Origin of the sequence: Bradyrhizobium sp. 147, assembly GCF_023073935.1 — a bacterium.
Taxonomy (GTDB): domain Bacteria; phylum Pseudomonadota; class Alphaproteobacteria; order Rhizobiales; family Xanthobacteraceae; genus Bradyrhizobium.
Genome location: NZ_JADPKL010000042.1, coordinates 176206 through 198793, shown reverse-complemented (window position 1 = coordinate 198793; position 22588 = coordinate 176206). Strand labels below are relative to the sequence as shown.

General features: G+C 64.4%; 21 protein-coding genes. 10 read left to right on the top strand and 11 right to left on the bottom strand.

From position 1 onward, the window contains the following. The first annotated feature begins 99 nt into the window (after positions 1-99). From IVA87_RS10250 to IVA87_RS10240, 3 genes are read left to right on the top strand one after another with little or no spacing between them, the layout of a single operon-like run. Positions 100-1593, top strand: a complete 1494-nt coding sequence (locus tag IVA87_RS10250; protein WP_247333475.1) for an AMP-binding protein — start codon at positions 100-102, stop codon at positions 1591-1593. Further along, on the top strand, positions 1590-2231 hold the full coding sequence (locus tag IVA87_RS10245) for a TetR/AcrR family transcriptional regulator (RefSeq protein ID WP_247306221.1): 642 nt from the start codon (positions 1590-1592) through the stop codon (positions 2229-2231). Before IVA87_RS10250 ends, IVA87_RS10245 begins: the two co-directional genes overlap by 4 nt. Further along, positions 2228-4138: an NAD(P)/FAD-dependent oxidoreductase gene (locus tag IVA87_RS10240; protein WP_247306224.1), complete on the top strand. Its 1911-nt coding sequence runs from the start codon at positions 2228-2230 to the stop codon at positions 4136-4138. Before IVA87_RS10245 ends, IVA87_RS10240 begins: the two co-directional genes overlap by 4 nt. A gap of 135 nt (positions 4139-4273) precedes the next feature. Here the strand turns inward: IVA87_RS10240 and ald are convergent, their stop codons facing one another. Beyond that, the gene (gene ald / locus IVA87_RS10235) at positions 4274-5389 is read right to left on the bottom strand and encodes an alanine dehydrogenase (RefSeq protein WP_247333473.1); all 1116 of its coding nucleotides are present in this window, start codon (positions 5387-5389) and stop codon (positions 4274-4276) included. 143 nt (positions 5390-5532) lie between these two features. Between ald and IVA87_RS10230 the strand changes: the two genes are divergently transcribed. The 4 genes from IVA87_RS10230 (at position 5533) to IVA87_RS10215 (ending at position 9867) form a co-directional block, all read left to right on the top strand. Further along, the gene (locus IVA87_RS10230) at positions 5533-6012 is read left to right on the top strand and encodes an Lrp/AsnC family transcriptional regulator (protein WP_201759988.1); all 480 of its coding nucleotides are present in this window, start codon (positions 5533-5535) and stop codon (positions 6010-6012) included. A gap of 138 nt (positions 6013-6150) precedes the next feature. Further along, positions 6151-6642: a (2Fe-2S)-binding protein gene (locus tag IVA87_RS10225; protein WP_247306226.1), complete on the top strand. Its 492-nt coding sequence runs from the start codon at positions 6151-6153 to the stop codon at positions 6640-6642. Then, the gene (locus IVA87_RS10220; RefSeq protein ID WP_247306228.1) at positions 6639-7655 is read left to right on the top strand and encodes a xanthine dehydrogenase family protein subunit M; all 1017 of its coding nucleotides are present in this window, start codon (positions 6639-6641) and stop codon (positions 7653-7655) included. Before IVA87_RS10225 ends, IVA87_RS10220 begins: the two co-directional genes overlap by 4 nt. Positions 7656-7662: 7 nt before the next feature. Next, positions 7663-9867, top strand: a complete 2205-nt coding sequence (locus tag IVA87_RS10215; RefSeq protein WP_247333471.1) for a xanthine dehydrogenase family protein molybdopterin-binding subunit — start codon at positions 7663-7665, stop codon at positions 9865-9867. A 109-nt stretch (positions 9868-9976) separates the two neighbouring features. Here IVA87_RS10215 and IVA87_RS10210 read toward each other — a convergent pair whose 3' ends face one another. After that, on the bottom strand, positions 9977-10189 hold the full coding sequence (locus tag IVA87_RS10210; protein WP_247306233.1) for a hypothetical protein: 213 nt from the start codon (positions 10187-10189) through the stop codon (positions 9977-9979). A 163-nt stretch (positions 10190-10352) separates the two neighbouring features. Beyond that, positions 10353-11402, bottom strand: a complete 1050-nt coding sequence (locus IVA87_RS10205; protein ID WP_247306236.1) for a hydroxyacid dehydrogenase — start codon at positions 11400-11402, stop codon at positions 10353-10355. Between the two features lie 240 nt (positions 11403-11642). On the opposite strand from IVA87_RS10205, the gene IVA87_RS10200 reads away from it, so the two are divergent. The 3 genes from IVA87_RS10200 (at position 11643) to IVA87_RS10190 (ending at position 13282) form a co-directional block, all read left to right on the top strand. Next, complete coding sequence (locus IVA87_RS10200; RefSeq protein ID WP_247306237.1) at positions 11643-12209, top strand: thiamine pyrophosphate-binding protein; 567 nt, start codon at positions 11643-11645, stop codon at positions 12207-12209. 10 nt (positions 12210-12219) lie between these two features. After that, on the top strand, positions 12220-12828 hold the full coding sequence (locus IVA87_RS10195; RefSeq protein ID WP_247306240.1) for a thiamine pyrophosphate-dependent enzyme: 609 nt from the start codon (positions 12220-12222) through the stop codon (positions 12826-12828). Positions 12829-12904: 76 nt separating this feature from the next. Beyond that, a complete protein-coding gene (locus IVA87_RS10190; RefSeq protein WP_247306243.1) occupies positions 12905-13282 on the top strand; it encodes a VanZ family protein in 378 nt (125 codons plus the stop codon). A gap of 42 nt (positions 13283-13324) precedes the next feature. Here the strand turns inward: IVA87_RS10190 and IVA87_RS10185 are convergent, their stop codons facing one another. From IVA87_RS10185 to IVA87_RS10150, 8 genes are all read right to left on the bottom strand, one after another. Beyond that, positions 13325-13708, bottom strand: coding sequence for a DUF1236 domain-containing protein (locus IVA87_RS10185; protein ID WP_247306245.1), 384 nt, complete (start codon positions 13706-13708; stop codon positions 13325-13327). A 113-nt stretch (positions 13709-13821) separates the two neighbouring features. After that, positions 13822-14709: a 2-hydroxy-3-oxopropionate reductase gene (locus IVA87_RS10180; protein WP_247306248.1), complete on the bottom strand. Its 888-nt coding sequence runs from the start codon at positions 14707-14709 to the stop codon at positions 13822-13824. A 230-nt stretch (positions 14710-14939) separates the two neighbouring features. Further along, positions 14940-15725, bottom strand: a complete 786-nt coding sequence (gene hyi / locus IVA87_RS10175; protein WP_247306250.1) for a hydroxypyruvate isomerase — start codon at positions 15723-15725, stop codon at positions 14940-14942. A gap of 13 nt (positions 15726-15738) precedes the next feature. Then, positions 15739-17529, bottom strand: coding sequence for a glyoxylate carboligase (gene gcl / locus IVA87_RS10170; protein ID WP_247333470.1), 1791 nt, complete (start codon positions 17527-17529; stop codon positions 15739-15741). A 151-nt stretch (positions 17530-17680) separates the two neighbouring features. Then, the gene (locus tag IVA87_RS10165) at positions 17681-19483 is read right to left on the bottom strand and encodes an adenine deaminase C-terminal domain-containing protein (protein ID WP_247306254.1); all 1803 of its coding nucleotides are present in this window, start codon (positions 19481-19483) and stop codon (positions 17681-17683) included. A gap of 124 nt (positions 19484-19607) precedes the next feature. Beyond that, a complete protein-coding gene (locus IVA87_RS10160) occupies positions 19608-21077 on the bottom strand; it encodes a tripartite tricarboxylate transporter permease (protein WP_247333534.1) in 1470 nt (489 codons plus the stop codon). Between the two features lie 29 nt (positions 21078-21106). Beyond that, positions 21107-21592: a tripartite tricarboxylate transporter TctB family protein gene (locus tag IVA87_RS10155; protein ID WP_247306256.1), complete on the bottom strand. Its 486-nt coding sequence runs from the start codon at positions 21590-21592 to the stop codon at positions 21107-21109. Then, on the bottom strand, positions 21589-22557 hold the full coding sequence (locus IVA87_RS10150; protein ID WP_247333469.1) for a tripartite tricarboxylate transporter substrate binding protein: 969 nt from the start codon (positions 22555-22557) through the stop codon (positions 21589-21591). The genes IVA87_RS10155 and IVA87_RS10150 overlap by 4 nt, the downstream gene beginning before the upstream one ends. Positions 22558-22588: the final 31 nt, after the last annotated feature.

The following is a 22588-nucleotide window of genomic DNA, read 5'->3' as shown; positions in this document are numbered from 1 at the left end:
ATTTCAGAGGGGCGGGGGTGACGTCAAGCCAAAGATGAATTACGAGTCAGAATTCATCAAGGGAGGAAGTGAGGTCGGTAACCGGCCCAAACCCGGCAAATGATCAACCTTTCGAGCTTCATCGCCTTCCATGCCCGGCGCACGCCGGACCGGCCCGCGCTGAAATACCGCGGCGAGGAGATCGCTTACGCGATGTTCGACGTGCGCATCCGGCAGATCGCCGGCTGGCTCGCCGCGCAGGGCATCGGCGCCGGCGATGTCGTCGCCGTGCTGATGAAGAACAGCGCGGCATTCCTGGAGCTCGTCTTCACCACCAGCCATCTCGGCGCGGTGTTCCTGCCGATCAATTTTCGCCTGTCCCGCAACGAGGTCGACTACATCGCCAGCAATGCCGGCGCGCGCCTTCTGATCGTCGATGAGGAATTGGCTGCGAATGCAGCGGGCGCGAACATCGTCGTGCTGAACGAGGCCGCGCAGCAGAGCGTCACCCATCTCACAGGCAATGCTACAGCTGCGCCGATGCATGTGCGCCAGCCTTCCGACCTGATGCGGCTGATGTACACATCTGGCACGACAGACCGCCCCAAGGGCGTGATGCTCACTTACGACAATTTCTACTGGAAGTCGGCCGACCAGACGATTGCGCTGGGCTTAAGCGCCGATACGCGTCTTCTCGTCATCGGTCCGCTCTATCACGTCGGCGCGCTCGACCTGCCAGGCATCGCAGTGCTCTGGCATGGCGGCTTCATTCGCATCGAGCGCAATTTCGAACCGGAGGCGGCGCTTGCTTCTATCGCAGAAGACAAGCTCAACGCTGCCTGGTTCGCGCCCGTCATGACCACCGCGATGCTCACCTGCCCCACCCGCGACCGCTACGACGTCTCCAGCCTGCAATGGGCAATCGGCGGCGGCGAGAAGACGCCGGAGGCACGCATCCGCGCCTTCTCCGAATATTTCCGCAATGCGCGCTACATCGACGCCTATGGACTCACCGAGACCGTCGGCGGCGACACCTTTATGGAGAAAGGTCGCGAGATCGAGAAGATCGGTTCGACCGGTCGCGCCATTGCCCATGTCGAGATCGAAATCTGCGACGAGAACGGCAACAAGCTGCCGCCGAACGTCAATGGCGAGATCTGCCTGCGCGGTCCGAAGATCACGCGCGGCTATTGGAGGGATCCGGAGAAGACGGCGTCGGCCTTCTTCGGCGGCTGGTTCCGCAGCGGCGACGTCGGCTATCTCGACGACGAAGGCTTCCTCTACCTGACCGACCGCAAGAAGGACATGATCATCTCCGGTGGCGAGAACATCGCCTCCTCCGAGGTCGAGCGCATCATCTACGATTTGCCCGAAGTGCGCGAAGTCGCCGTGATCGGCCTACGCGATGCGCGCTGGGGCGAGCGGCCGGTCGCGGTTGTCGTGCTGACTGAGGGCGCGAGCCTCGACCTCGCCGCCCTCACCGAGCATTGCCGCGCGCGGCTGGCGAGTTTCAAGGTGCCGAAGCAGCTGGTTATCCGCGGCAGCCTGCCGCGCAATCCGTCAGGCAAGATCCTCAAGCGCGTGCTGCGCGCCGAGCTGGAGACCCCCGAATGACGCAAGCGACTGCAAAGGTTACCAAGCTGAACCGCATCGAGCGCAACGCCTGGACCAAGCAGAAGATCTTTGAGGCTGCCACGAAAGTCGTCGGCAAGCATGGCTATGCCGAGGCCTCGGTCGCGCGCATCACCGAAGAAGCCGGTGTCGCGCAGGGTACCTTCTACAATCATTTCGAGAATCGCCAGGAACTGCTCGACCAGCTCCTACCAAAAATCGGCCTCGACATGGTCGAGTTCATCCGCGTGCGTACCGGCAATGCGCACGCGGCGCGGCAGGAGATCGAGCGCTTTGCCGCCTTCTTCGACTTCATCCGCGAGGTGCCTGAATTCTTGCGCATCCTCAACGAGGCCGAGTTCTTCGCGCCCATCGGTTACCAGAAGCACCTCGACAACATCTCGACCGCTTATGTGCGCATTTTGCGCCGCGCACGGCTTGCCGGCGCGATCGAAGATTACAGCGACGAGGAGTTCGAGGCCATCGTTCACATGCTGATGGGCGCGCGCGGCTATCTCAGCCGCCGCTACTCCTATTCGGGAGGCGGCGTCACCGCTGTACCCGATCACGTCTTCTCCGCCTATCGCAAGCTGATGACCCGCGGCCTCTTCAGGGCCTGCGGAGATCAGGACACGCCATGAACATCGAATCTCCGCACAAGCCGCTCGACCTCGCCTCCGCAATCGCCGAGGGCGATATCCGCTGCCTTCTGATGGTGCTGGTGCACATGACCGGCGACGAGAAGTGGCTCGAACCGCCCTATCTGCCCAAACGCGACATCCGCCTCATTCCCGATCCCGAGGCCGGCGTGCCCCGGGAGATCCAGGACGAGATCCGCACCGCCGTGGTCAGGCTCTTCGCCAATGGCACGCCAAAACCCGTGATCACCGATCCGGGCGAGGAGCTGCTGCTGAGGATGATGCGCGCTTGCCTCGGCGAGAATGTCGCGCCGGAATATGCACCTTTGATGCGCGAGGAGATGGGTTTTGTGCCGCGCGAGGCGTGCTGGACGAGGCGCCCCTCCGACGAAAAGCTTGCCGAGCAGCACGTGCTGATCGTCGGCGCCGGCGTCTGCGCCATCGCGCTCGGCGTGGCACTCAGCCATCTCGGCATCCCCTACACCATCGTCGAGAAGAATGCCGAGCTCGGCGGCACCTGGTGGATCAACCGCTATCCCGGCTGCGGCGTCGACACGCCGAACCACTCCTATTCCTACTCTTTCGGCTCTCGCAACGCATGGACGCGCTATTTCTGCCAGCGTGAGGAGCTACTCGGCTATCTGCAGAAGGTCGCGGACGAATACGGCATTCGCAAGCATTTGCGCGTCAACACCGAGCTGACATCATCACGCTGGGATGAAGAAAGGCAACGCTGGATTTCGACGCTCAAGACCGAGAACGGAGTGGAGACTTTCGAATCCACCGCGCTGGTCTCGGCCATCGGCCAGCTCAACGATCCCTCGCGCGCCCGCTTCAAAGGCGAAGTAGAATTCAAGGGCACGATCCTGCACTCGGCACTATGGTCCGGCGACATCAACATCGACGGCAAGCATGTCGCCGTGATCGGCACCGGCGCGACCTCGATGCAGCTGGTTCCGTCGATCGCCAGCCGTGTGGCCTCAGTCACCGTCTACCAGCGCAGCGCGCAATGGGCGCGGCCGGTGAAGGGCTATGCCGATCCGATCAGTGACGGCGCGCGCTGGCTGCTGGCGCACCTGCCGTTCTATGTGCAGTGGTATCGCTTCAACATGTTTTGGCGCTATGGCGATGGCCTCTTGCCCTTCCTGCGCAAGGACCCGGCCTGGCCGCATCCCGAACGCGCCGTCAACAAGGGCAACGACCGGCACCGCCAGGAGCTGACCGACTTCATCCTGTCCGAGCTGAAAGATCGACCCGACCTGATCGAAAAATGCGTGCCGACCTATCCGCCTTACGGCAAGCGCATTCTGCTCGATAACAACTGGTTCAAGACTTTGACGCGGGACAATGTCGAACTCGTCACCGACGCAATCGACCATTTCGACCGGGACGGCATCGTCACCGCCGACGGCACACACCGCCACGCCGACATCATCGTGGTCGCGACCGGCTTCAAGGTCACGGAGATGGCGGCGCGCCTCAACATCAGCGGCCGCGACGGCAAAGATTTGCGCGACGCCTGGGCCAACGACAATCCGACGGCATTTCTCGGCCTCACCGTGCCGGGCTTCCCGAATTTCTTCTGCATGCTCGGTCCCAATTCCGGTCCTGCCCACGGCGGCAGCGTCATCTTCCAGTCGGAGTGCCAGAGCCGCTACATCTCCGCCTGCCTCGCCGACATGATCGAGCGAGATATCGCGGCCATCGAGGTTCGCCAGGACGTGCTCGATGACTATCTCCGCAAGGTCGATGCCGAGCACGAGGCCATGATCTGGACCCATCCCGGCATGAGCACCTATTACCGCAATGCAAGCGGCCGCGTATTCTCCGCGATGCCGTGGCGGTTCGTAGACTACTGGCGCATGACCCACGATCCGGATCTGAGGCAATACAAGCTGACGAAAGCGTGACTCTTCTGCGGAGGCAGATTAGGCGTCAGCGCAACCACTTCCCACGTCGTCATTGCGCGCGTAGCGAAGCAAATCCAGAATCGTTCCTCGGAGACACTCTGGCTTGCTTCGCTGCGCTCGCAATCAGAAAACCACTCAGGCCGCCAGCCCAGACTCCACCGGAGCGAATTCCAGCCCCAGACTCTCCGCCACCGCTTTGTTCGTAATCCGGCCGCGATGCACGTTGAGCCCGTTGCGCAAGTGCGGATTTTCCAACACCGCGGCAAAGCCCTTGTTCGCGAGCATCAGGCCGAACGGCAGCGTCGCGTTGTTCAGCGCCTGGCTCGATGTCACCGGCACTGCGCCCGGCATGTTGGCGACGCAATAATGCACCACGCCGTCGACCTCATAGGTCGGCTCCGCGTGGGTGGTCGGATGCGAGGTCTCGAAACAGCCGCCCTGGTCGATCGCGACGTCGACCAGCACCGCGCCCGGCCGCATCGATGTCAGCATCGCGCGCGTGACGAGCTTCGGCGCGCTGGCACCCGGCACGAGCACCGCGCCGATCACGACGTCGGCAGCGAACAACTCCTCCTCGACCGACTCGATCGTCGAGAAGCGGGTGCGCACGCGTCCGGTAAAGAGATCGTCCAGTTGGCGCAGACGAGGAATCGAGCGATCGATCACCGTGACTTCCGCACCGAGCCCTGCGGCCATCCGTGCCGCCTGCGTTCCCACCACGCCGCCGCCGAGCACGACCACCCGCGCCGGCTGCACGCCGGGAACACCGCCGAGCAGCAGCCCGCGGCCGCCGGCCGACCGCCTGAGCGCGGCGCCGGCGGCCTCGATGGCGAGGCGGCCGGCGACTTCGCTCATCGGCGCGAGCAGCGGGAGGTGACCGCTCGCGTCCGTGACGGTCTCATAGGCGATCGCGGTGCAGCCCGAGGCAAGCAGGCCCTTGGCCTGCTCCGGGTCGGGTGCAAGATGGAGATAGGTAAACAGGACCTGGCCTTCGCGGAGCTGGGCCCATTCGCTTTTCTGCGGCTCCTTCACCTTCACGATCATGTCGGACTTGGCGAAGACGTCACGGGCGCTTTCGGCGATCGTGGCGCCTGCCCGCCGATACGCGTCGTCTGAGGCGCCGATGCCGCTGCCGGCGCCGGTCTCCACCGTCACCCGGTGGCCGGCCGCGACATATTCACGAACCGCGCCCGGAGTGAGCCCGACGCGATATTCCTGCACCTTGATCTCCTTGGGCACACCGACGCGCATCTTCAGCTCCTTCCCCAACGCCTTGATTCTGCTCATCATCGTAGCGATGGCGGCGGTTTGGTTTCGTGCAAATATCCGCTAGGTTCACGCCTAGCGCGCCGGTTTCCGGCGCGGAAATGCCCTTTCACGCTGGAAACGAAACCTTGGCACTCGACCGGAAAGACCTCGCCATCCTCGCCGAACTCACGACCAATGCGCGGGCCAGCCACACCGAACTTGCCAACAAGGTCGGACTATCGAGCACTGCGCTGGCACGGCGGCAGAAGGCCCTGGAAGACGAGGGCTACATCCAGGCCTACCAAGCCGCGCTCGATCTTGCGCAGTTCGGCCTCACGACAACGGTGCTGGTCCGGATCGCGCTGGAGAGCCAGAGCGACGATGCGCTCAAGGCATTCGAGGCGGAGGTGGTGAAGTGCCCGTCCGTCGTGCGCTGCTTCCTGATGTCGGGCACCGACGACTACATCCTGATCGTTCTCGCCCGCGACATCCAGGATTTCGAACGCATCCACCGTACCGAGCTGTCGCGCCTGCCGCGCGTCGCCCGGGTGCAATCGAGCTTCGCGCTGCGCGAGATCGTCAATCGCGCCGTACCGACTGTGGTGTTCGGCGAGGCGAAGCGCTGATCTCGTCCGGGCGACGGGGTAGCCGGCCGGGAACCAAGCACCCCGTCATCCGTTGGGCGCTATTGGCCAGCGGCGGCAATGCATCCTCGACTCGGCATCCAAACTTGCTCAGCTCGGCCTCTCCGCAGGGAACAGAACATGGCCGATATCACGGATCAGATCCCCGAACGCATTCCGATCAGCCTTGTCGTCAATGGCGTCAGGCGCACACTCGAGGTCGTGCCGTGGACCACGCTTCTGGATGCCCTGCGTGACCGTCTGGAATTGACCGGCACCAAAAAAGGCTGCGATCACGGCCAATGCGGCGCCTGCACCGTCTTAATTGAGGGAAGACGGGTCAATTCGTGCCTGACGCTCGCCGTCATGAAGGATGGCGCCGAAATCACGACGATCGAAGGCCTTGCCAAGGACGGCGCCCTGCATCCTCTGCAACAAGCCTTCATCGATCACGACGCATTCCAATGTGGCTATTGCACGCCGGGACAGATTTGCTCGGCGGCCGGCCTCCTGGCCGAAGGCCACGCCAGGGACGCCGACGAGATCCGGGAATTGATGAGCGGAAATCTCTGCCGCTGCGGCGCCTACCCCAACATCGTGGCTGCGATCGAGCAGGCAATGAGCCGATCATGAACAACTTCCAGTATTCCCGCGCAAGCGATGTCGCCGACGCCATTCGCCTGCTGGCCGCCGATCCGAACGCGAAGGTGATTGCCGGCGGCACCAATCTTATCGACCTGATGAAGGAGAATGTCGAACGGCCATCCCGGTTGATCGACATTTCCCGCCTGCCGCTCCGCGACATCGAGGAGACTGCCGACGGCGGCCTGCGCATCGGCGCCTTGGTGCCCAATTCGGATCTCGCCTACCATCCGCTGATCGAGCAGCGCTATCCCCTGCTCGCCAGCGCCATCCTGGCCGGTGCCTCCGCGCAACTGCGCAACATGGCCTCGGTCGGCGGCAATCTGATGCAGCGAACGCGCTGCGCCTACTTCTATGACACGACCACGCCTTGCAACAAGCGAAGCCCGGGCACCGGCTGCTCGGCACTCGATGGCCTCAACCGCAACCACGCAATCCTCGGCACCAGCCCGTCCTGCATCGCGACCAATCCATCCGACATGAGTGTGGCGCTGGCCGCGCTCGGCGCGCTCGTGCATATCGCAGGCTCGACCGGTGAGCGCACAATCGCCCTGACCGATTTCCATCGGCTTCCGAACGACAAGGCTCACGTCGACACAAATCTCGGCAGCGGCGAGATCATCACCGCAATCGAGCTGCCGCCGCGCGGCTTTGCCAGGAACTACAGCTATCTGAAGATCCGCGACCGGCTGTCCTACGCCTTTGCCCTGGTCTCGGTCGCGGCCGCGCTTGAACTGGAGGGCAACGCAATCATCGAATCGCGCCTGGCGCTCGGCGGCGTAGCCCACAAGCCCTGGCGAAGCCTCGAAGCCGAGGCGGCGTTGCGCGGCCAGGCGGCAACGCCGGATCATTTTGGACGCGCCGCCGATCTGCTGCTGCAGGGAGCAACCGCTCGTTCGCATAACGGATTCAAGATCGAGCTCGCCCGCCGAGCCGTCGTTCGCACGCTTATGCAGGCGACAAGCGCCACGCCGCAATCACAAGCTCACAAGAAGATCGCATGAGGGCCCGATGAACGCTTATGTCGGAACACCAACGTCGCGTGTCGACGGCCGGGCCAAGGTCACTGGCGCCGCCAAATATGCCGGCGAGTTCGCAGCAGACCGTCTCCTCCATGGCTTCGTCGTCGAGGCCACCATTCCGCGGGGACGCATCGTTCGCCTCGACAGCAGCGACGCACTGAAGGTGAAGGGCGTGGTCGACGTGCTCACCCACACGCATCGCCCGCCACTCGCCGACAAGGACGAGGCCTGGAAGGACGAGGTGGCGCCGGAGAAAGGCTCGCCGTTCCGCCCACTCTATGACGACAGGATCAGATTCAACGGCCAGCCGATCGCGCTGGTCGTGGCGGAGGACTGGGAAACCGCCAAATTCGCCGCAACTCGCATTCGCGTTGAATACGAGCAGGAGGCGTTTGCGACCGATCTCGAATCCGAACGCGGCACGGCTGCCAAAGTGGATCAGCCACACAAGCCGCGCGGCGACGCCGCAGCAGCGCTGACGCGGGCGGCCGTCCGTCACGAAGCGGACTATGTCATTCCGAGCGAGCATCACAACCCGATGGAGCTCTACGCCACAACGGCCGTCTGGGAGGGCAACGGCGGGCTTACAGTCTATGACAAGACCCAAGGCGTCCAGAACGTCCAGAAGTTTCTCTGCGGTGTCTTCAGAAAGAAGCCGGAAGACATCCGCGTGATCTCGCCCTATGTCGGCGGAGCGTTCGGCTCGGGCCTGCGGCCGCAGCACCAGGTGGTCCTGGCAACACTTGGTGCGCTCGCGCTGAAACGATCGGTCCGTGTCGTCCTGACACGACAGCAGATGTACAGCCTGGGCTATCGTCCCATGACCATCGCGCACGTTGCGCTCGGCGCAAAGCCCGACGGCACACTCGATGCCGTTACCCACGAAGCCATCGCCGTCACCTCGCGGTTTGAGGATTTCTCGCGCAACGATACCGGCTGGGGGGAGCAGCTCTACAAGAGTCCCAACAGCCGCCTCTCCCACAAGCTGGTCCACCTCGACCTCGCCACGCCCTGCGACATGCGCGCGCCGGGCGCAGCAACGGGCGTCTGCGCGCTCGAATGCGCCATGGACGAATTGGCCGTCGCGCTCAAGTTCGACCCGATCGAGCTGCGGCTGAAGTGCTACTCGGATCGCGACCAGAGCGGGGACCTCCCCTACACCAGCAAGCAGCTGCGCGAATGCTACGCCAGGGGCGCGGAAGCCTTCGGCTGGGCCCGGCGCAATCCCGCGCCGCGCTCCATGCGCGACGGCAAAGACCTGGTCGGCTGGGGCATGGCGACAGGCGTCTGGGAGGCGCTGCAGATGCCGGTCGCCGTTCGCATCGTCCTGACATCGAACGGCCACGCGGAGGTCTCCTGCGCCGCGTCCGACATCGGCACCGGCACCTACACCATTATGGCGCAGGTGGCGGCCGATGCTCTCGGGCTGCCGATCGAGAACATCAGCGTCAGGCTCGCCGATTCGACCTTGCCGCAAGCCCCCGTCGAGGGCGGCTCCTGGATGGCGGCGTCCAGTGCGCACGCCGTGTTGGGAGCGGCCGAAGACATTCGCCAGGAGCTCGCCCGGCTCGCCAAGGCGATGCCCGGCTCGCCGCTCGCCGACGTCGATGCCGCCACCGTCACCTTGGTCGACGGCATGATCGCCAGCAACGGCAGGAACGGCCCCGCCCTTTCGATTGCGGATGTCATGCGCCACAGCAAGCTCGAGCGGATCGAAAAGGAGAAGCTCAACCAGTTCGCGGAGGACAAGTCGCATGCCCCCAATACGCATTCCGCCGTCTTCGCCGAGGTGAAGGTCGACGAGGAGCTCGGCGTCATCCGCGTCACGCGGGTCGTGAGCGCGGTCGCGGCCGGGCGCATCCTGAACACCAAGACCGGCCGCAGCCAGATCATGGGCGGCGTGGTCTGGGGAATCGGGATGGCGCTGCATGAGGAGACGGTGATGGATCACCGCTTCGGTCGCATCATGAACGCGAACATCGCCGAGTACCACATTCCCGTGAATGCCGACATTCACGATATCGACGTCATTTTCGTCGACGAGCCCGACGACCGGATCAACAAGCTTGGTGTCAAGGGTCTCGGCGAAATCGGCATCGTCGGCGTGCCTGCGGCGATTGCGAACGCCGTCTATCATGCCACCGGCAAGCGCATTCGGCGCTTCCCGATCACGCTGGACAAGCTACTGGACTGAGCGCCTCGCCGCACCTGTGTTCGAGGCGAACGAGACCTGCTTCAACACGTTGTCGCTCGGCGCACGAGCGACGGCGCCGCCGCCCGTCACGGCTGCCTCCCGGTGGGCTTCACGACGGAAGATCGGCCGGTCGGATCTGGATGCGATCGGCGTGCAGCGACCAGTGGTGCAAGGCTTGATCCTTGCAAAACTTCGCCTTGGCCCGCTCTCTGGCTTCGTCCTCATCGGAGGCGTCGATCTCGAGCGTGCCCTGGCACACCTCGATCTGCCGGCCATACTGGCCAAGCACGTCCTTCATGAACCTGACGACATAAGTTGACATGGGACCTCCTGCCTGCCCCGGCGGCACTCTAATCCCATTTGGGCGGGATGCGGGAGAGAGATTTTGACGCGGATGAAGGTTGGGCCGCGGTTTCTTCGCTCCGTCATTTCCGGGGCGGCTCGAAAGGCCGAACCCGGAAATGACGAGAAAAAGGGCAGCTGTCCTATCCCGGCGTCACGCCGAACGCCTGCTTGAAGCGCTCGGCATAATGCGGCCAGACCTCCGGATTGATGATGCGCGGTGGACGTTTCCCGTCGAGCGTCTCCAGCACCTGCTCGGCAGCGATGCGGCCCATGTTCTGGCGCGCCTCGATCGTAACGCCCGCGGTATGGGGGCTTGCCAGCACGTTGTCGAGCTGGAGCAGCGGATGCTCCGGCGGCGGCGGTTCCTTGGACCAGACATCGAGGCCCGCGCCGGCGATGCGCTTGTCGCGCAACGCCTGGAGCAGCGCGTCCTCGTCGTGGATGAAGCCGCGCGCCGTGGTGATGAAATAGGCATGCGGCTGCATCAGGGCGAATTCGCGCACGCTGATCATGTTGCGGCTGCCCTTGTTGAGCGGACATGAGATCGAGACGAAATCGGCGCGGCGCAGGAGCTCGTCGAGCTCGACCTTCTCCCCGCCCCGCTCAGCCATCACCTCGGCCGACAGATACGGGTCATAGGCCAGCACCTTCATGCCAAGCAGGCCCTTGCACAGCGCGGCGATGCGGCGGCCGACATTGCCGAGCCCGATGATGCCGACGCTCTTGCCCTCGACCTCGTTGCCGACGAGCTCGTTGCGGTTGACGTCGCGCTCGCGGCGCAGCCGGCGGTCCGACTGGATGATGCGCTTGGACAGCGTCAACATCATCGCCAGCGCATGCTCGGCGACCGAATGGGCATTGCCGCCGGACTGGTTGACGACCACGACGCCGGCGGCCGTACAGGCCTCGACGTCGACCGGATCGAAGCCGGCGCCGTTGCTGGAGACGAGCAGCAAATTCGGCGCGCGCTTCAGGAAAGCCGCATCGACATGGAAATGCGGGGCGAGCTCGTCGCGGGCAGCGCCGACCTGGTAGACATGGGCAGCGCCGAGGAGCGGCGCATAGACGTCTTCGGGGCTCCCGTTCTCGATGCGATCGAGCCGGACGTCAGGCCGCGCCTTGAGGATGTCGATATAGATCGGATTGGCCAAGTAATTGGAATAGACGACACGCTTGCTGTTGACCGACATCAGGACCCTTCCGGCTCTCCAGGGATCAGCAAGGCCAGCGCAGCGCGCGCCTCTCCGTGCTTCCTCCCATATTTCGTTGTCCACATATGACATGGCGGTGCCAGCCACGGCAGGCCGTCTGGCGCAGATCACGGTGCCGGCCTGAACATGTTGACAATCCGGCCCGCTGCGTCAAGTTCAGCAGGGTGCCGCGACGGCCGAAGACCAATAAGCATGCGACGCGGCTCAAGGGAGAACGCAATGGCGATTGCGGAGCAGCAGACCTCGCCGCAGGCGACGCAGGCGGCCGGTGAAAGGAGCTGGCACGGCATCATCCTGCAAACCCTGAAGCGGAACGAGATCAGCCTCGTCCCTTACGTGCCGGATCGCGTGCTGACGCCGCTGATCAGGAACCTGCACGCCGATCCTTTCTTCACCACCTTTGCCACCGCCCGCGAGGAGGAAGCGGTCGGCATTGTCTCGGGCGCCTGGATGGCCGGCCGCCGCGGCGCGGTGCTAATGCAGACCTCGGGTTTTGCGACGCTCGCCAACGTGCTGGCCTCGCTCGCAGTGCCTTACCAAATCCCGCTGATCATGTTCGTGTCCGAGCGTGGCACGCTCGGCGAGTTCAATTACGGCCAGTCGCTGGTCTGCCGCACCATGCGTCCCGTGCTGGATTCGCTGGCGCTAGAGCATCACACCATCACTCGGCTCGATGAGCTCGAATTCATCACGGACCGCTCGATCAAGCAGGCCGTCACCACGCAGGCGCCGGTGGCGCTAATCCTCAACCCGCTGCTCACCGGCGGCAAGGTGTTTGACAAGTGAGGCCGGCCAAATGAGCTCAAATCTGAATGCGCGCAACACCAAGGTGATGAACCGTTTCGACGTGACCTCGCGCCTGATCGCGAAGCTCAAGCACGAAGAGGCCGTGATCGCCGGCATCGGCAACACCAATTTCGATCTCTGGGCTGCCGGCCACCGCCCGCAGAACTTCTACATGCTGGGCAGCATGGGCCTCGCCTTCCCCATCGCGCTCGGCGTGGCGCTGGCGCAGCCCGACCGCCGCGTCTTCGCGCTTGAAGGCGACGGCTCGCTGCTGATGCAACTCGGCGCGCTCTCAACGATTGCGGCCCTTAAGCCGAAGAACCTTACGATGATCGTGATGGACAATGGCATCTACCAGATTACCGGCGCGCAACCGACACCGGCCGCGCACGTCGCCGACATCGTCGCCATCGCCATCGGCTCCGGCCTCGCCAACAGCGCCTGGGCTGCGGACGAGGAGGATTTCCAGCGGCTGGTCGAGGGCGCGATGGCCGCTGCCGAGCCGAGCCTGATCGCCGTCCGGATCGACGACAAGCCGGGCGTCGGCACCACTCGCCGCGACCCCGTGCAGATCCGGGAACGATTCATGCATGGCCTCGGCGTGCGCGAACCACTTTAAGGTTTCGTCATTAACTACACGTCGATCTGATGGCGGGACTATACGGCCCGTTGCAAATCTGTGCTAAGCGAGGCGCATGTCCATTTTGGTTCGTTCCTTTGCCTGGCTGCTGGCAGCCGCCGTCACATTCGCAACTCTCGGTCCACCGGGCCTGCGGCCCCATTCCGACTTCGGCCAGGACGGCGAACATGCGCTCGCCTTTGTCTTGGTGGGATTGGCCTTTGGCATCGCCTATCGGCAGCGGCGGCTGCTGACCGCAACGGCCGCGATCGTGCTGATCGGCGTGCTCGAACTGATGCAATTTTGGGCACCCGGCCGCCATGCGCGGCTGGAGGATTTTCTGGTGGACGCGCTCACGGCCTGCCTCGGCTTTGCGCTCGCGGCCGCCGCCGATTGGGCCATGGCCCGGCTTCGCACCAATTCGGTCCTGACGAGCGAAGGCCCCGCGGAGTGACGCTCCGCAGGGCCCGGTTTGTCAGCGGCTAGGTTGCACAGATCAGTCGATGATCTTGACGACCCGGCGCGTGCGCGGCTCGACGATCACGCGGCGGTCGTTCACGACCGCGTAGCGATACTCCGTGTAGTTCGGCACCGGACGCAGCACCACGGTCGGCGGCAACGGCTCGCCAACCACGACGCGCTCGCGGACCACCACTGACTCATCCCGCGGAAGTCCGCCTAGAATCGCATTCGGAATCTCCAAACCGGCGCCAACGGCCGCACCGACAGTGCCGCCGACCATCGCGCCGACCGGGCCGCCGATGTCGCCGCCCGCGCGCGCGCCGTCCGCAGCGCCCTGGGCGGTCGTCGACTGAGCAAAGGCTGCACTCGACGCCAGCAGCGAGGCGGCAGCCAACGAAATCGCAAGACGGGTTTTCATGTCCTTATGTCTCCAGTGATTGTCATGCGCCTTCAACCGCGGGGCCGGAGCATTGTTCCGGTTCCGCGGCGGCGAAAGACGCTTCAAGGCTGGAAACTGTTACCTCGTAACACTTACGCTGCGGCGATTTCGTGCCCTGCCATCAGTTCCAGTGCACGTACCATCGCGGAATGATCCCAACCCTTGCCGCCATGAGCGGTGCAGGATGAGAACAATTGCTGCGCCACAGCCGTGCTCGGCAGCGAGAGGCCGAGCGTACGCGCGCCTTCGAGCGCGAGGTTGAGATCCTTCTGGTGCAGCTCGATGCGGAAGCCCGGATCGAAATTGCGCTTCACCATGCGCTCGCCATGGACTTCGAGGATCCGCGAGGATGCAAAGCCACCCATCAGCGCCTGCCGCACCAGCGCCGGGTCGGCGCCGGCCTTCGACGCAAACAACAGCGCCTCGCTTACTGCCTCGATCGTCAGCGCCACGATGATCTGGTTGGCGACTTTCGTCGTTTGCCCGTCGCCATTGGCCCCGACCCTGGTGACGTTCTTGCCCATCTTGTCGAACACCGGCTTCATGGTGTTGAAGGCGCGCTCGGGCCCGCCGACCATGATGGTGAGGCTCGCCGCCTTGGCGCCGACCTCGCCTCCCGACACCGGCGCGTCGAGATAATCGGCGCCGAGTGCCTCGATCTTCTTGGCAAACTCCTTCGTCGCGAGCGGCGAGATCGAGCTCATGTCGACCACGATCTTGCCCTTGGAGATGCCGCTCGCCACACCGTCCTTGCTGAACAACACGGCTTCCACATGCGGCGTATCCGGCACCATGATGATCACCGCGCCCGCCTCCTCCGCGACCTGCTTGCTGGACTTGCAGACGACGCCGCCGGCGGCGATCAGATCGGGCGCGACCGGTGCGACGTCATGCAGGAGAACCCGATAGCCGGCCGCCAGGAGATGCCCGGCCATCGGCCGTCCCATGGTGCCAAGTCCGATGAAGCCGATATTGGTCATGTCTCTAACTTTCTCTCAGTTGCATAAGCGGAATTCATCCGTGTGCTCGGTGCAACCTCTCCCGCTTGCGGGAGAGGTCGGCGCGGAGCGCCGGGTGAGGGCTTTATCCCCTTGGGGATATTCTCGGTGCACCTCAACAGTCCCAACGCGGAAACACCCTCTCCCCAACCCTCTCCCGCAAGCGGGAGAGGGAGGGCACTGTCATCGCTGCCGCATCTGGTCCCCGACGCTCACGTCTCAAACGTCTGCGCCGCGTGCCATGAGAGTCCTTCCAACGTCGTGGTGCGCGGCTTGTATTCGCAGCCGATCCAGCCGCGATAGCCGATCGCGTCGAGGTGGCGGAACAGGAAGGGATAGTTGATCTCGCCGGTGCCGGGCTCATGGCGCCCGGGATTGTCGGCAAGCTGGATGTGCGCGATCTGGGGAAGGTATTCCTGCATGGTGCGGGCGAGATCGCCCTCCATGATCTGCATGTGATAGATGTCGTACTGGATGAACAGGTTGTTCGATCGCACCTCTGAGATCAGCTGCACCGCCTGCTCGGTCCCGTTGAGATGGAAGCCGGGAATGTCGAGCGTGTTGATCGGCTCGATCAGCAGCTTGATGTTCTCCCGCGCCAGCGTCGAGGCGGCAAAGCGCAGATTGCCCACCAGCGTCTCGTTGAGCTCGCGCCGGTCGGCATCGGCAGGCGCGATGCCGACGAGGCAGTTGAGCTGCTCGCAATCGAGCGCCTTGGCGTAGTCGATGGCGCGGAATACGCCGTCGCGAAATTCGGCGGTGCGATCGGGCAGGATCGCGATGCCGCGCTCACCCGCTGCCCAATTGCCGGCCGGCAGGTTGTGCAGCACCTGCGTCAAGCCGTGGGCCTCGAGCTGCTCGCGCACCTGCGCCTTATCGAAATCGTAGGGAAAGAGATATTCGACCCCGGAAAATCCCGCCGCCTTCGCAGCGGCGAAGCGATCGAGGAACGGCATCTCGTTGAAGAGCATGGTGAGGTTGGCGGCGAATTTCGGCATGATGCTGTCCTCCCTATTCGGCCGGCTGAAGCACGCCGGGTCGCGCCGCCTCGACCTCGTCAAGTGGCAGGTCCAGCACCTCCTCGAACTCGACGATGTTGTCGATCTCCGTGCCCATGGCGATGTTGGTGACGCGTTCGAGGATGAACTCGACCACGACGGGCACGCGGTGCTTGGCCATCAATTCACGCGCCGTCGCGAACGCCGCTTGCGTGTCCTTCGGGTCGGTGACGCGGATCGCCTTGCAGCCGAGACCTTCGGCGACGGCGACATGATCGACGCCGTAGACGCCGATCTCGGGCGCGTTGATGTTCTCGAAGGAGAGCTGAACGTGATAGTCCATGTCGAAGCCGCGCTGAGCCTGGCGGATCAGCCCGAGATAGGAATTGTTCACGACGACGTGGATGTAGGGCAGATTGAACTGCGCGCCGACCGCGAGCTCCTCGATCAAGAACTGGAAGTCGTAGTCGCCTGACAGCGCGACGATCTCTCGCTCGGGACACGCAGCGCGCACGCCGAGTGCGGCGGGCAGCGTCCACCCGAGCGGCCCGGCCTGGCCTGCATTGATCCAGTTGCGCGGCTTGTAGACGCCGAGGAATTGCGCGCCGGCGATCTGCGACAGGCCGATCACGGTGACATAAATGGTGTCGCGGCCGAACGCCTTATTCATCTCTTCATAGACGCGCTGCGGCTTGATCGGCACGTTGTCGAAATGGCTCTTGCGCAGCATCGTCCCCTTGCGATCGCGGCATGACGCTGGCCACGCCTGGCGCTCGCGGAGCCTGCCTGACCGGCGCCACTCCCTCGCGACAGTGACGAACAATTCGAGCGCAGCCTTCGCGTCCGAGACGATGCCGAGATCGGGATTGAACACGCGCCCGATCTGCGTCGGCTCGATGTCCACGTGAACGAATTTACGGCCCTTGGTGTAGGTCTCGACCGAGCCGGTGTGACGATTGGCCCAGCGGTTGCCGATGCCGAGCACGAAATCCGACTCCAGCAGCGTCGCGTTGCCATAGCGGTGGCTGGTTTGAAGCCCGACCATCCCGGCCATCAGCACGTGATCGTCGGGGATCGCGCCCCACCCCATGAGCGTCGGCACGACAGGCACGTTCGCGATCTCGGCGAATTCGACCAGCAGATCGGAGGCATCGGCGTTGATGATGCCGCCGCCCGCGACGATCAACGGCCGCTCGGCGGCATTGAGCATCTCCAGCGCCTTCTCGACCTGCTTGCGCGAAGCAGCCGGCTTGTAGACCGGTAGCGGCTCGTAGGTCTCGTCGTCGAACTCGATTTCGGCGAGCTGCACGTCGAGGGGCATGTCGATCAGCACCGGACCCGGCCTTCCAGAGCGCATCACGTGAAACGCCTGGCTGAACACGCGCGGCACCAGCGCCGGCTCGCGCACCGTCACCGCCCATTTGGTCACGGGCTTTGCGATCGACTCGATATCGACGGCCTGAAAGTCCTCCTTGTAGAGCCGCGCCCGGGGGGCCTGTCCGGTGATGCAGAGGATCGGAATGGAATCGGCAATGGCTGAATACAGCCCGGTGATCATGTCGGTGCCAGCCGGTCCCGAAGTGCCGATGCAGACGCCGATATTGCCCGCCTTGGCCCGCGTGTACCCTTCAGCCATGTGCGAAGCGCCCTCGACATGGCGCGCAAGGATATGGCGGATCGAGCCGCGCTTCTTCAGCGCCGAGTAAAGCGGATTGATCGCTGCCCCGGGAACCCCGAAGGCGGTGGAGATGCCTTCCTTCTCCAGAATTCGTACGGCTGCATCGACGGCTCGCATCTTCGCCATATCGGACCTCGCTTGGTTGCGTCAGCGAGCGAGATCATCCAGCGTGCAAGATGCGATCTCAACGAGATCGATTTTATTTTCCACGATGCGGCAGCCGCGGAAAAATAGCGGCGGTCTCAATCGGTTAGATCGAGATGCAAGTGAAAGGAGATCACTCGAACAGCGGCGCCAGCTCCATCTGCGGCACGAGAACGATGCCCTTGTCGGTGATACGAATTTCCGGAATGACCGATAGCGGAATCAAATTGAAGCCCATGTAGGGGATGGTGCAGCCGGCCTCCGCCCATTCCTTCTTGAGCTCCTTGACCTCTTCGGCCACCTCGGTGACGCGCTTGTCAGAGAGCAAGCCTGCGATCGGCAGCGGAACCAACGCCCTCACCTCGCCGTCGGCCACCACACAGACGCCGCCCTGGCGCTCCCTGATCGCCGATACCGCCACCTGCATGTCGCCCTCGTTGGTCCCAGCGACGATGATGTTGTGGCTATCGTGGCCGACGCTGGAGGCCACCGCACCGCGCTTCAGGCCAAAATCCTTCAACAGGCCGTACGCGACGTTGCCGGCGGACTTGCCGTGGCGCTCGACCACCGTGACGAAGCACAGGCCATAGCGCGCAAACAGCTCCGGCCAGTCATTGGCGGGCTCGACCCTGACCTTCTCGTGGATCAGCGTAATGCCCGGCAGCGCAGTCTTGATCGCATTGACGGTGCAAGCCTTTGCCGGCAGTTCCGGCGTCAACTTGACCTTCTCGGGCAAGTTCACGGTGGCGTAAGCGGCTTTCGGATATTGGTAGCGCTGTGACAGCGCCTGATCGAGCCGTGAGGTGATCTTGCGGTGCTCGACCACGAGCTCGCCGCCATACCAGGTGCATTGCGGCTTGAGATTGTCATCCATCAGCACGAGATCGGCGCGGCGGCCGCCGCCGAGCCCGCCGATATCGCCCTCCATGCCGAAGCGCGTCGCGCCATGTAGCGAGCCCATCGACCAGGCCTGCTCCGGCGACATCCCCGCCTTCACGGCTTCGCGTACCACCCAGTCGAGACCGAACAGCAGCAGATCGTCAGCATCCCGGTCGTCGGTGCACACGGCCGTGCGCTTGTGCGAGGCCCCGAGCTCGGTGATGGTGCGGATCGCCTGCGGCAGCGAGTGCCAGGGCGTCGTTGGCGGACCGCCGCGCAGGAACACCCAGACGCCGGCGTCGAGCAGGTCGTCGGCGATGTCGCGGTCGATCGCCTCGTGCGTGTCGGTGACGCCACTCGCCGCATAGGCGGCGACGAATTCGCGACCATAGACGTGACCGGACACCGGCCGTCCCCGCTTCAACGCTGCCGCCAGAATGGCATGGCTGCGCTCGTCGCCCATCGTCACCGGAACAAAGTCCATCTTCTCGCCGAGCGCCACCGCTTCGGGCCAGCGGTCGAACAGGCCCGCGATCTTCTCCGGCGTGAGATCGCCGCCGGCGGTCTCCAACTCCGCAGACGTTGCCGGCACGGTGCTCGGCACCGTCAGGAAGATCGAGAGCGGCGCCTCGCGTGCATCCTCGAGCATCGCCTCGATGCCGGCCACGTCCATGACGTTGCCGATCTCATGGCTGTCGCAGAAGATCGTGGTGGTGCCGTTGAGCAGCGCGGCTTCCGCGTAGGCGCAGGCCGTCACCATCGAGGATTCGATATGGATGTGCGGATCGACCAGGCCCGGCGCGATGATGCCGCCGGCCGCATCGTAAAGAGGAACATCGCTCCAAACAGTTTTCGCCGCCCCGGCCGGCTTCACCGCCGCGATGCGGCCGCCGGTGATCCAGACCTCGCGGCTCGCTTGGATGCGCTCCGAATAGGTCGAGAGCACCCGCGCGCCGGTGACGACCAGATCCGGCGTGGCGCGTGCGGATGCGACGTCGGCGAGGCATCGCGTCATGCTGTGCAGCGGCGCGACGGCAAAACGAGTGAGTTTGGTCATCGGGGCTCTCGCGTGGGAATGGACAGCCCAGTGATGGTTGCCCCCGACGGCGGCAGGGGCAACTCAAATAATGCGGCATCCGTGCTTACGCATCGGGCAGACGCGCTCCACCTTCTAGGCTCCGCTAATCCTCGTTCGCCCTAAATCGCCCGAGTCCCTTCAGGACGAAGGGTGCCAGCAGCGCGATCAGCGCGACGCCGAGCAGGGTCGCCGAGATCGGGCTCTGAACCAGCGTCATGGGATCGCCGAGGCTGATCGCGAGTGCCCTGCGCAATTGGCTCTCGGCGATCGGACCGAGGATCAGGCCGACGACCACGGGCGCGATCGGAAAATCGAAGCGGCGCATCAGGAAACCGAGCACGCCAAAGCCGGCCAGCATCGACAACTCGACCACCGACGGCTTTGCGGCGATGGTGCCCATGGTTGCGAACACGAGGATGCCGGCATAGAGCCAGGGCTGCGGGATCGCGAGCAGCCGCACCCACAGGCCGACCAGCGGCAGATTGAGCACCAGCAGCATCGCATTGGCGATGAAGAGGCTGGCGATGAGGCCCCACACCAGGTCGGGCCGTTCGGCGAACAGCAACGGTCCCGGGTTGAGACCGTATTGCTGGAAACCTGCGAGCATCATCGCGGCCGTCGCCGAGGTCGGCAGCCCGAGCGTGAGCAGCGGCACCAGCGTGCCCGCGGCGGAGGCATTGTTGGCGGCCTCCGGTCCCGCAACGCCTTCGATCGCGCCCTTGCCGAACTCTTCCGGATGTTTTGTCAGCCGCTTCTCGGTCGAGTAGGACAGGAAGGTCGGAATCTCCGCACCGCCCGCAGGCAACGCGCCGATCGGGAAGCCGAACATGGTGCCGCGGAGCCACGGCTTCCACGAGCGCTTCCAGTCCTCCTTCGTCATCCACAGCGAGCCACGCACCGGCTCGAGCTTCTCCTCGGTGTGGTGGCGGCGCGATGCGACGTAGAGCGCCTCGCCCACCGCGAACAGACCAACCGCAAGCGTCGTCACCTCGACGCCATCGAGCAGCTCGGGGATGCCGAACGCAAGCCGCGCCTGGCCGGTCAGCTTGTCGATGCCGATAAGACCGAGCGTCAGGCCGATGAACAGGCTGGTCAGGCCGCGGATCGGGGAATCGCCGAAAGTAGCCGACACCGTGACATAGGCGACGCACATCAGCGCGAAATAATCCTCCGGGCCAAAGCGCACGGCGAAATCGACCAGCCACGGCGCGAGGAACGCCAGACCGATAGTGGCGATGGTGCCGGCGACGAAGGAGCCGATTGCGGAGGTCGCAAGCGCCGGCCCGCCGCGGCCGGCCTTGGCCATCTTGTTGCCTTCGAGCGCGGTCGCCATCGAGGCGCTCTCGCCGGGCGTGTTGATGAGGATCGCGGTGGTCGAGCCGCCATACATGCCGCCGTAATAAATGCCGGCGAACATGATCAGCGAGCCGCCGGGATCGAGCTTGTAGGTGACCGGCAAGAGCAGTGCGACCGTGAGCGCCGGCCCGATGCCGGGCAGCACGCCAACGGCGGTGCCGAGGAACACGCCAATCAGCGCATAGAGCAGATTCATCGGCTGGATGGCGACTGCCATGCCATGAGCGAGCGCGGCAAAAGTGTCGATCACAGCAGTCGCTCCAGAGGGCCAGCCGGAAGGCTCAGCGTCAGCAGCCGATCAAATGCGAGATAGATGAGCGTCGACATCACGAGGGCGATGATGGAATCGGCAAGGATGGCACGGCGTCCGAACGCGGCTGAGGTCGTGACGAACAGTGCCGAGGTCGACAGGATGAACCCGCCACCGAAGCCGATGATGGCGATCAGCAGCGCAAGGCCGACGAGGATCAGAACCACGGGGACGGGATCGGCACTCTCGCGCGCCGGCAGATTGCCACGTAGCGCGTCGATGAAATTGCCGATCGCCAGCAGCGTAAGCCCGGAGGCGACCACGACGGGCATCGCTTCGGGCCCCATCCCGTACATCCCGGTGGACGGCAGGCCGCGTGCGTCCCAGACCAGCACCGCGGCGAGAGCTGCGAGCAGTGCGGCGATGACCAGACCGGCACGATCGACGTGCCGCCGCGAGTGGGCCGGATCGACTGAGGTCATGACTTGACCAGGCCGACCGATTTCAGCACGTCGGTGACGCGTGTCGTCTCCTTTTTCAGGAAGTCGGCGAATGCGTCGCCACCGAGATAGGCATCCTCCCAGCCCTTCTGCTTGAGGATCTCCTTCCAGGCGTCCGATTTCACCATCTTCTCGACCGCATCGCTCAAAATCTTGCGCTGCTCCGGCGTGATGCCGGGAGGTGCGACCACCGAGCGCCAGTTGGCGATCACGAGATCGATGCCCTGCTCCTTGAAAGTCGGGATGTCGCTGCCGGCGATGCGCTTCTCCGAGGTTACGCCGATCGCACGCAGCTTGCCGGACTTGATCTGCCCTTCATATTCACTCAGCCCCGAAATGCCCGCAGTGACCTTGCCGCCGAGAATCGCCGCCAGCGACTCGCCGCCGCCGGAGAACGGGATGTAGTTGATCTTCTTCGCGTCGGCCCCGACGGCGCCGGCGAACAGCGCCGCCATCACGTGGTCGACGCCGCCGGCCGAGCCGCCGGCGAAGGTCACCTTGGCGATATCGGCCTTCACCGCGGCGGCGAGATCCTGCGCATTCTTGATCGGCGAATTGGCGGGCACCACGATCACCTGGATTTCCTCGGTGAGGCGCGCGATCGGCGTCACCTGCTCGAGCGTGACGGGCGACTTGTTCATGGCGAGGGCGCCCACCATGACGAAGCCGTTGACCATCATCTGGTTGCCGTCGCCCTTGGCCCCGTTGACGAACTGGGCGATGCCGACGCTACCGCCGGCGCCGGGAACGTTGTTGACCTGCACGCTGCGCGCGACGCCGGAGGCCACCAGCGCCTGCTGCATCGAGCGCGCAGTCTGGTCCCAGCCGCCGCCCGGCGCCGCCGGCGCCATCAGCTTGAGCTCGAGCTGCTGGGCAAAAGCCGGATTGGCTGCCGCGAGGGTCAACGCGACGGCTGCGCCGATAACGCGCGCGGGAAATTGAAACATGGGGGCATCTCCAGGCTCATGCGGACGTTTG

Excerpts from the sequence above, each read along its gene's own strand:
- IVA87_RS10250 (WP_247333475.1), top strand. The coding sequence starts at position 100 with ATGATCAACCTTTCGAGCTTCATCGCCTTCCATGCCCGGCGCACGCCG.
- IVA87_RS10245 (WP_247306221.1), top strand. The coding sequence starts at position 1,590 with ATGACGCAAGCGACTGCAAAGGTTACCAAGCTGAACCGCATCGAGCGC.
- IVA87_RS10240 (WP_247306224.1), top strand. The coding sequence starts at position 2,228 with ATGAACATCGAATCTCCGCACAAGCCGCTCGACCTCGCCTCCGCAATC.
- ald (WP_247333473.1), bottom strand. The coding sequence starts at position 5,389 with ATGCGCGTCGGTGTGCCCAAGGAGATCAAGGTGCAGGAATATCGCGTC.
- IVA87_RS10225 (WP_247306226.1), top strand. The coding sequence starts at position 6,151 with ATGGCCGATATCACGGATCAGATCCCCGAACGCATTCCGATCAGCCTT.
- IVA87_RS10220 (WP_247306228.1), top strand. The coding sequence starts at position 6,639 with ATGAACAACTTCCAGTATTCCCGCGCAAGCGATGTCGCCGACGCCATT.
- IVA87_RS10215 (WP_247333471.1), top strand. The coding sequence starts at position 7,663 with ATGAACGCTTATGTCGGAACACCAACGTCGCGTGTCGACGGCCGGGCC.
- IVA87_RS10210 (WP_247306233.1), bottom strand. The coding sequence starts at position 10,189 with ATGTCAACTTATGTCGTCAGGTTCATGAAGGACGTGCTTGGCCAGTAT.
- IVA87_RS10205 (WP_247306236.1), bottom strand. The coding sequence starts at position 11,402 with ATGTCGGTCAACAGCAAGCGTGTCGTCTATTCCAATTACTTGGCCAAT.
- IVA87_RS10200 (WP_247306237.1), top strand. The coding sequence starts at position 11,643 with ATGGCGATTGCGGAGCAGCAGACCTCGCCGCAGGCGACGCAGGCGGCC.
- IVA87_RS10195 (WP_247306240.1), top strand. The coding sequence starts at position 12,220 with ATGAGCTCAAATCTGAATGCGCGCAACACCAAGGTGATGAACCGTTTC.
- IVA87_RS10190 (WP_247306243.1), top strand. The coding sequence starts at position 12,905 with ATGTCCATTTTGGTTCGTTCCTTTGCCTGGCTGCTGGCAGCCGCCGTC.
- IVA87_RS10185 (WP_247306245.1), bottom strand. The coding sequence starts at position 13,708 with ATGAAAACCCGTCTTGCGATTTCGTTGGCTGCCGCCTCGCTGCTGGCG.
- IVA87_RS10180 (WP_247306248.1), bottom strand. The coding sequence starts at position 14,709 with ATGACCAATATCGGCTTCATCGGACTTGGCACCATGGGACGGCCGATG.
- hyi (WP_247306250.1), bottom strand. The coding sequence starts at position 15,725 with ATGCCGAAATTCGCCGCCAACCTCACCATGCTCTTCAACGAGATGCCG.
- gcl (WP_247333470.1), bottom strand. The coding sequence starts at position 17,529 with ATGGCGAAGATGCGAGCCGTCGATGCAGCCGTACGAATTCTGGAGAAG.
- IVA87_RS10165 (WP_247306254.1), bottom strand. The coding sequence starts at position 19,483 with ATGACCAAACTCACTCGTTTTGCCGTCGCGCCGCTGCACAGCATGACG.
- IVA87_RS10160 (WP_247333534.1), bottom strand. The coding sequence starts at position 21,077 with ATGGCAGTCGCCATCCAGCCGATGAATCTGCTCTATGCGCTGATTGGC.
- IVA87_RS10155 (WP_247306256.1), bottom strand. The coding sequence starts at position 21,592 with ATGACCTCAGTCGATCCGGCCCACTCGCGGCGGCACGTCGATCGTGCC.
- IVA87_RS10150 (WP_247333469.1), bottom strand. The coding sequence starts at position 22,557 with ATGTTTCAATTTCCCGCGCGCGTTATCGGCGCAGCCGTCGCGTTGACC.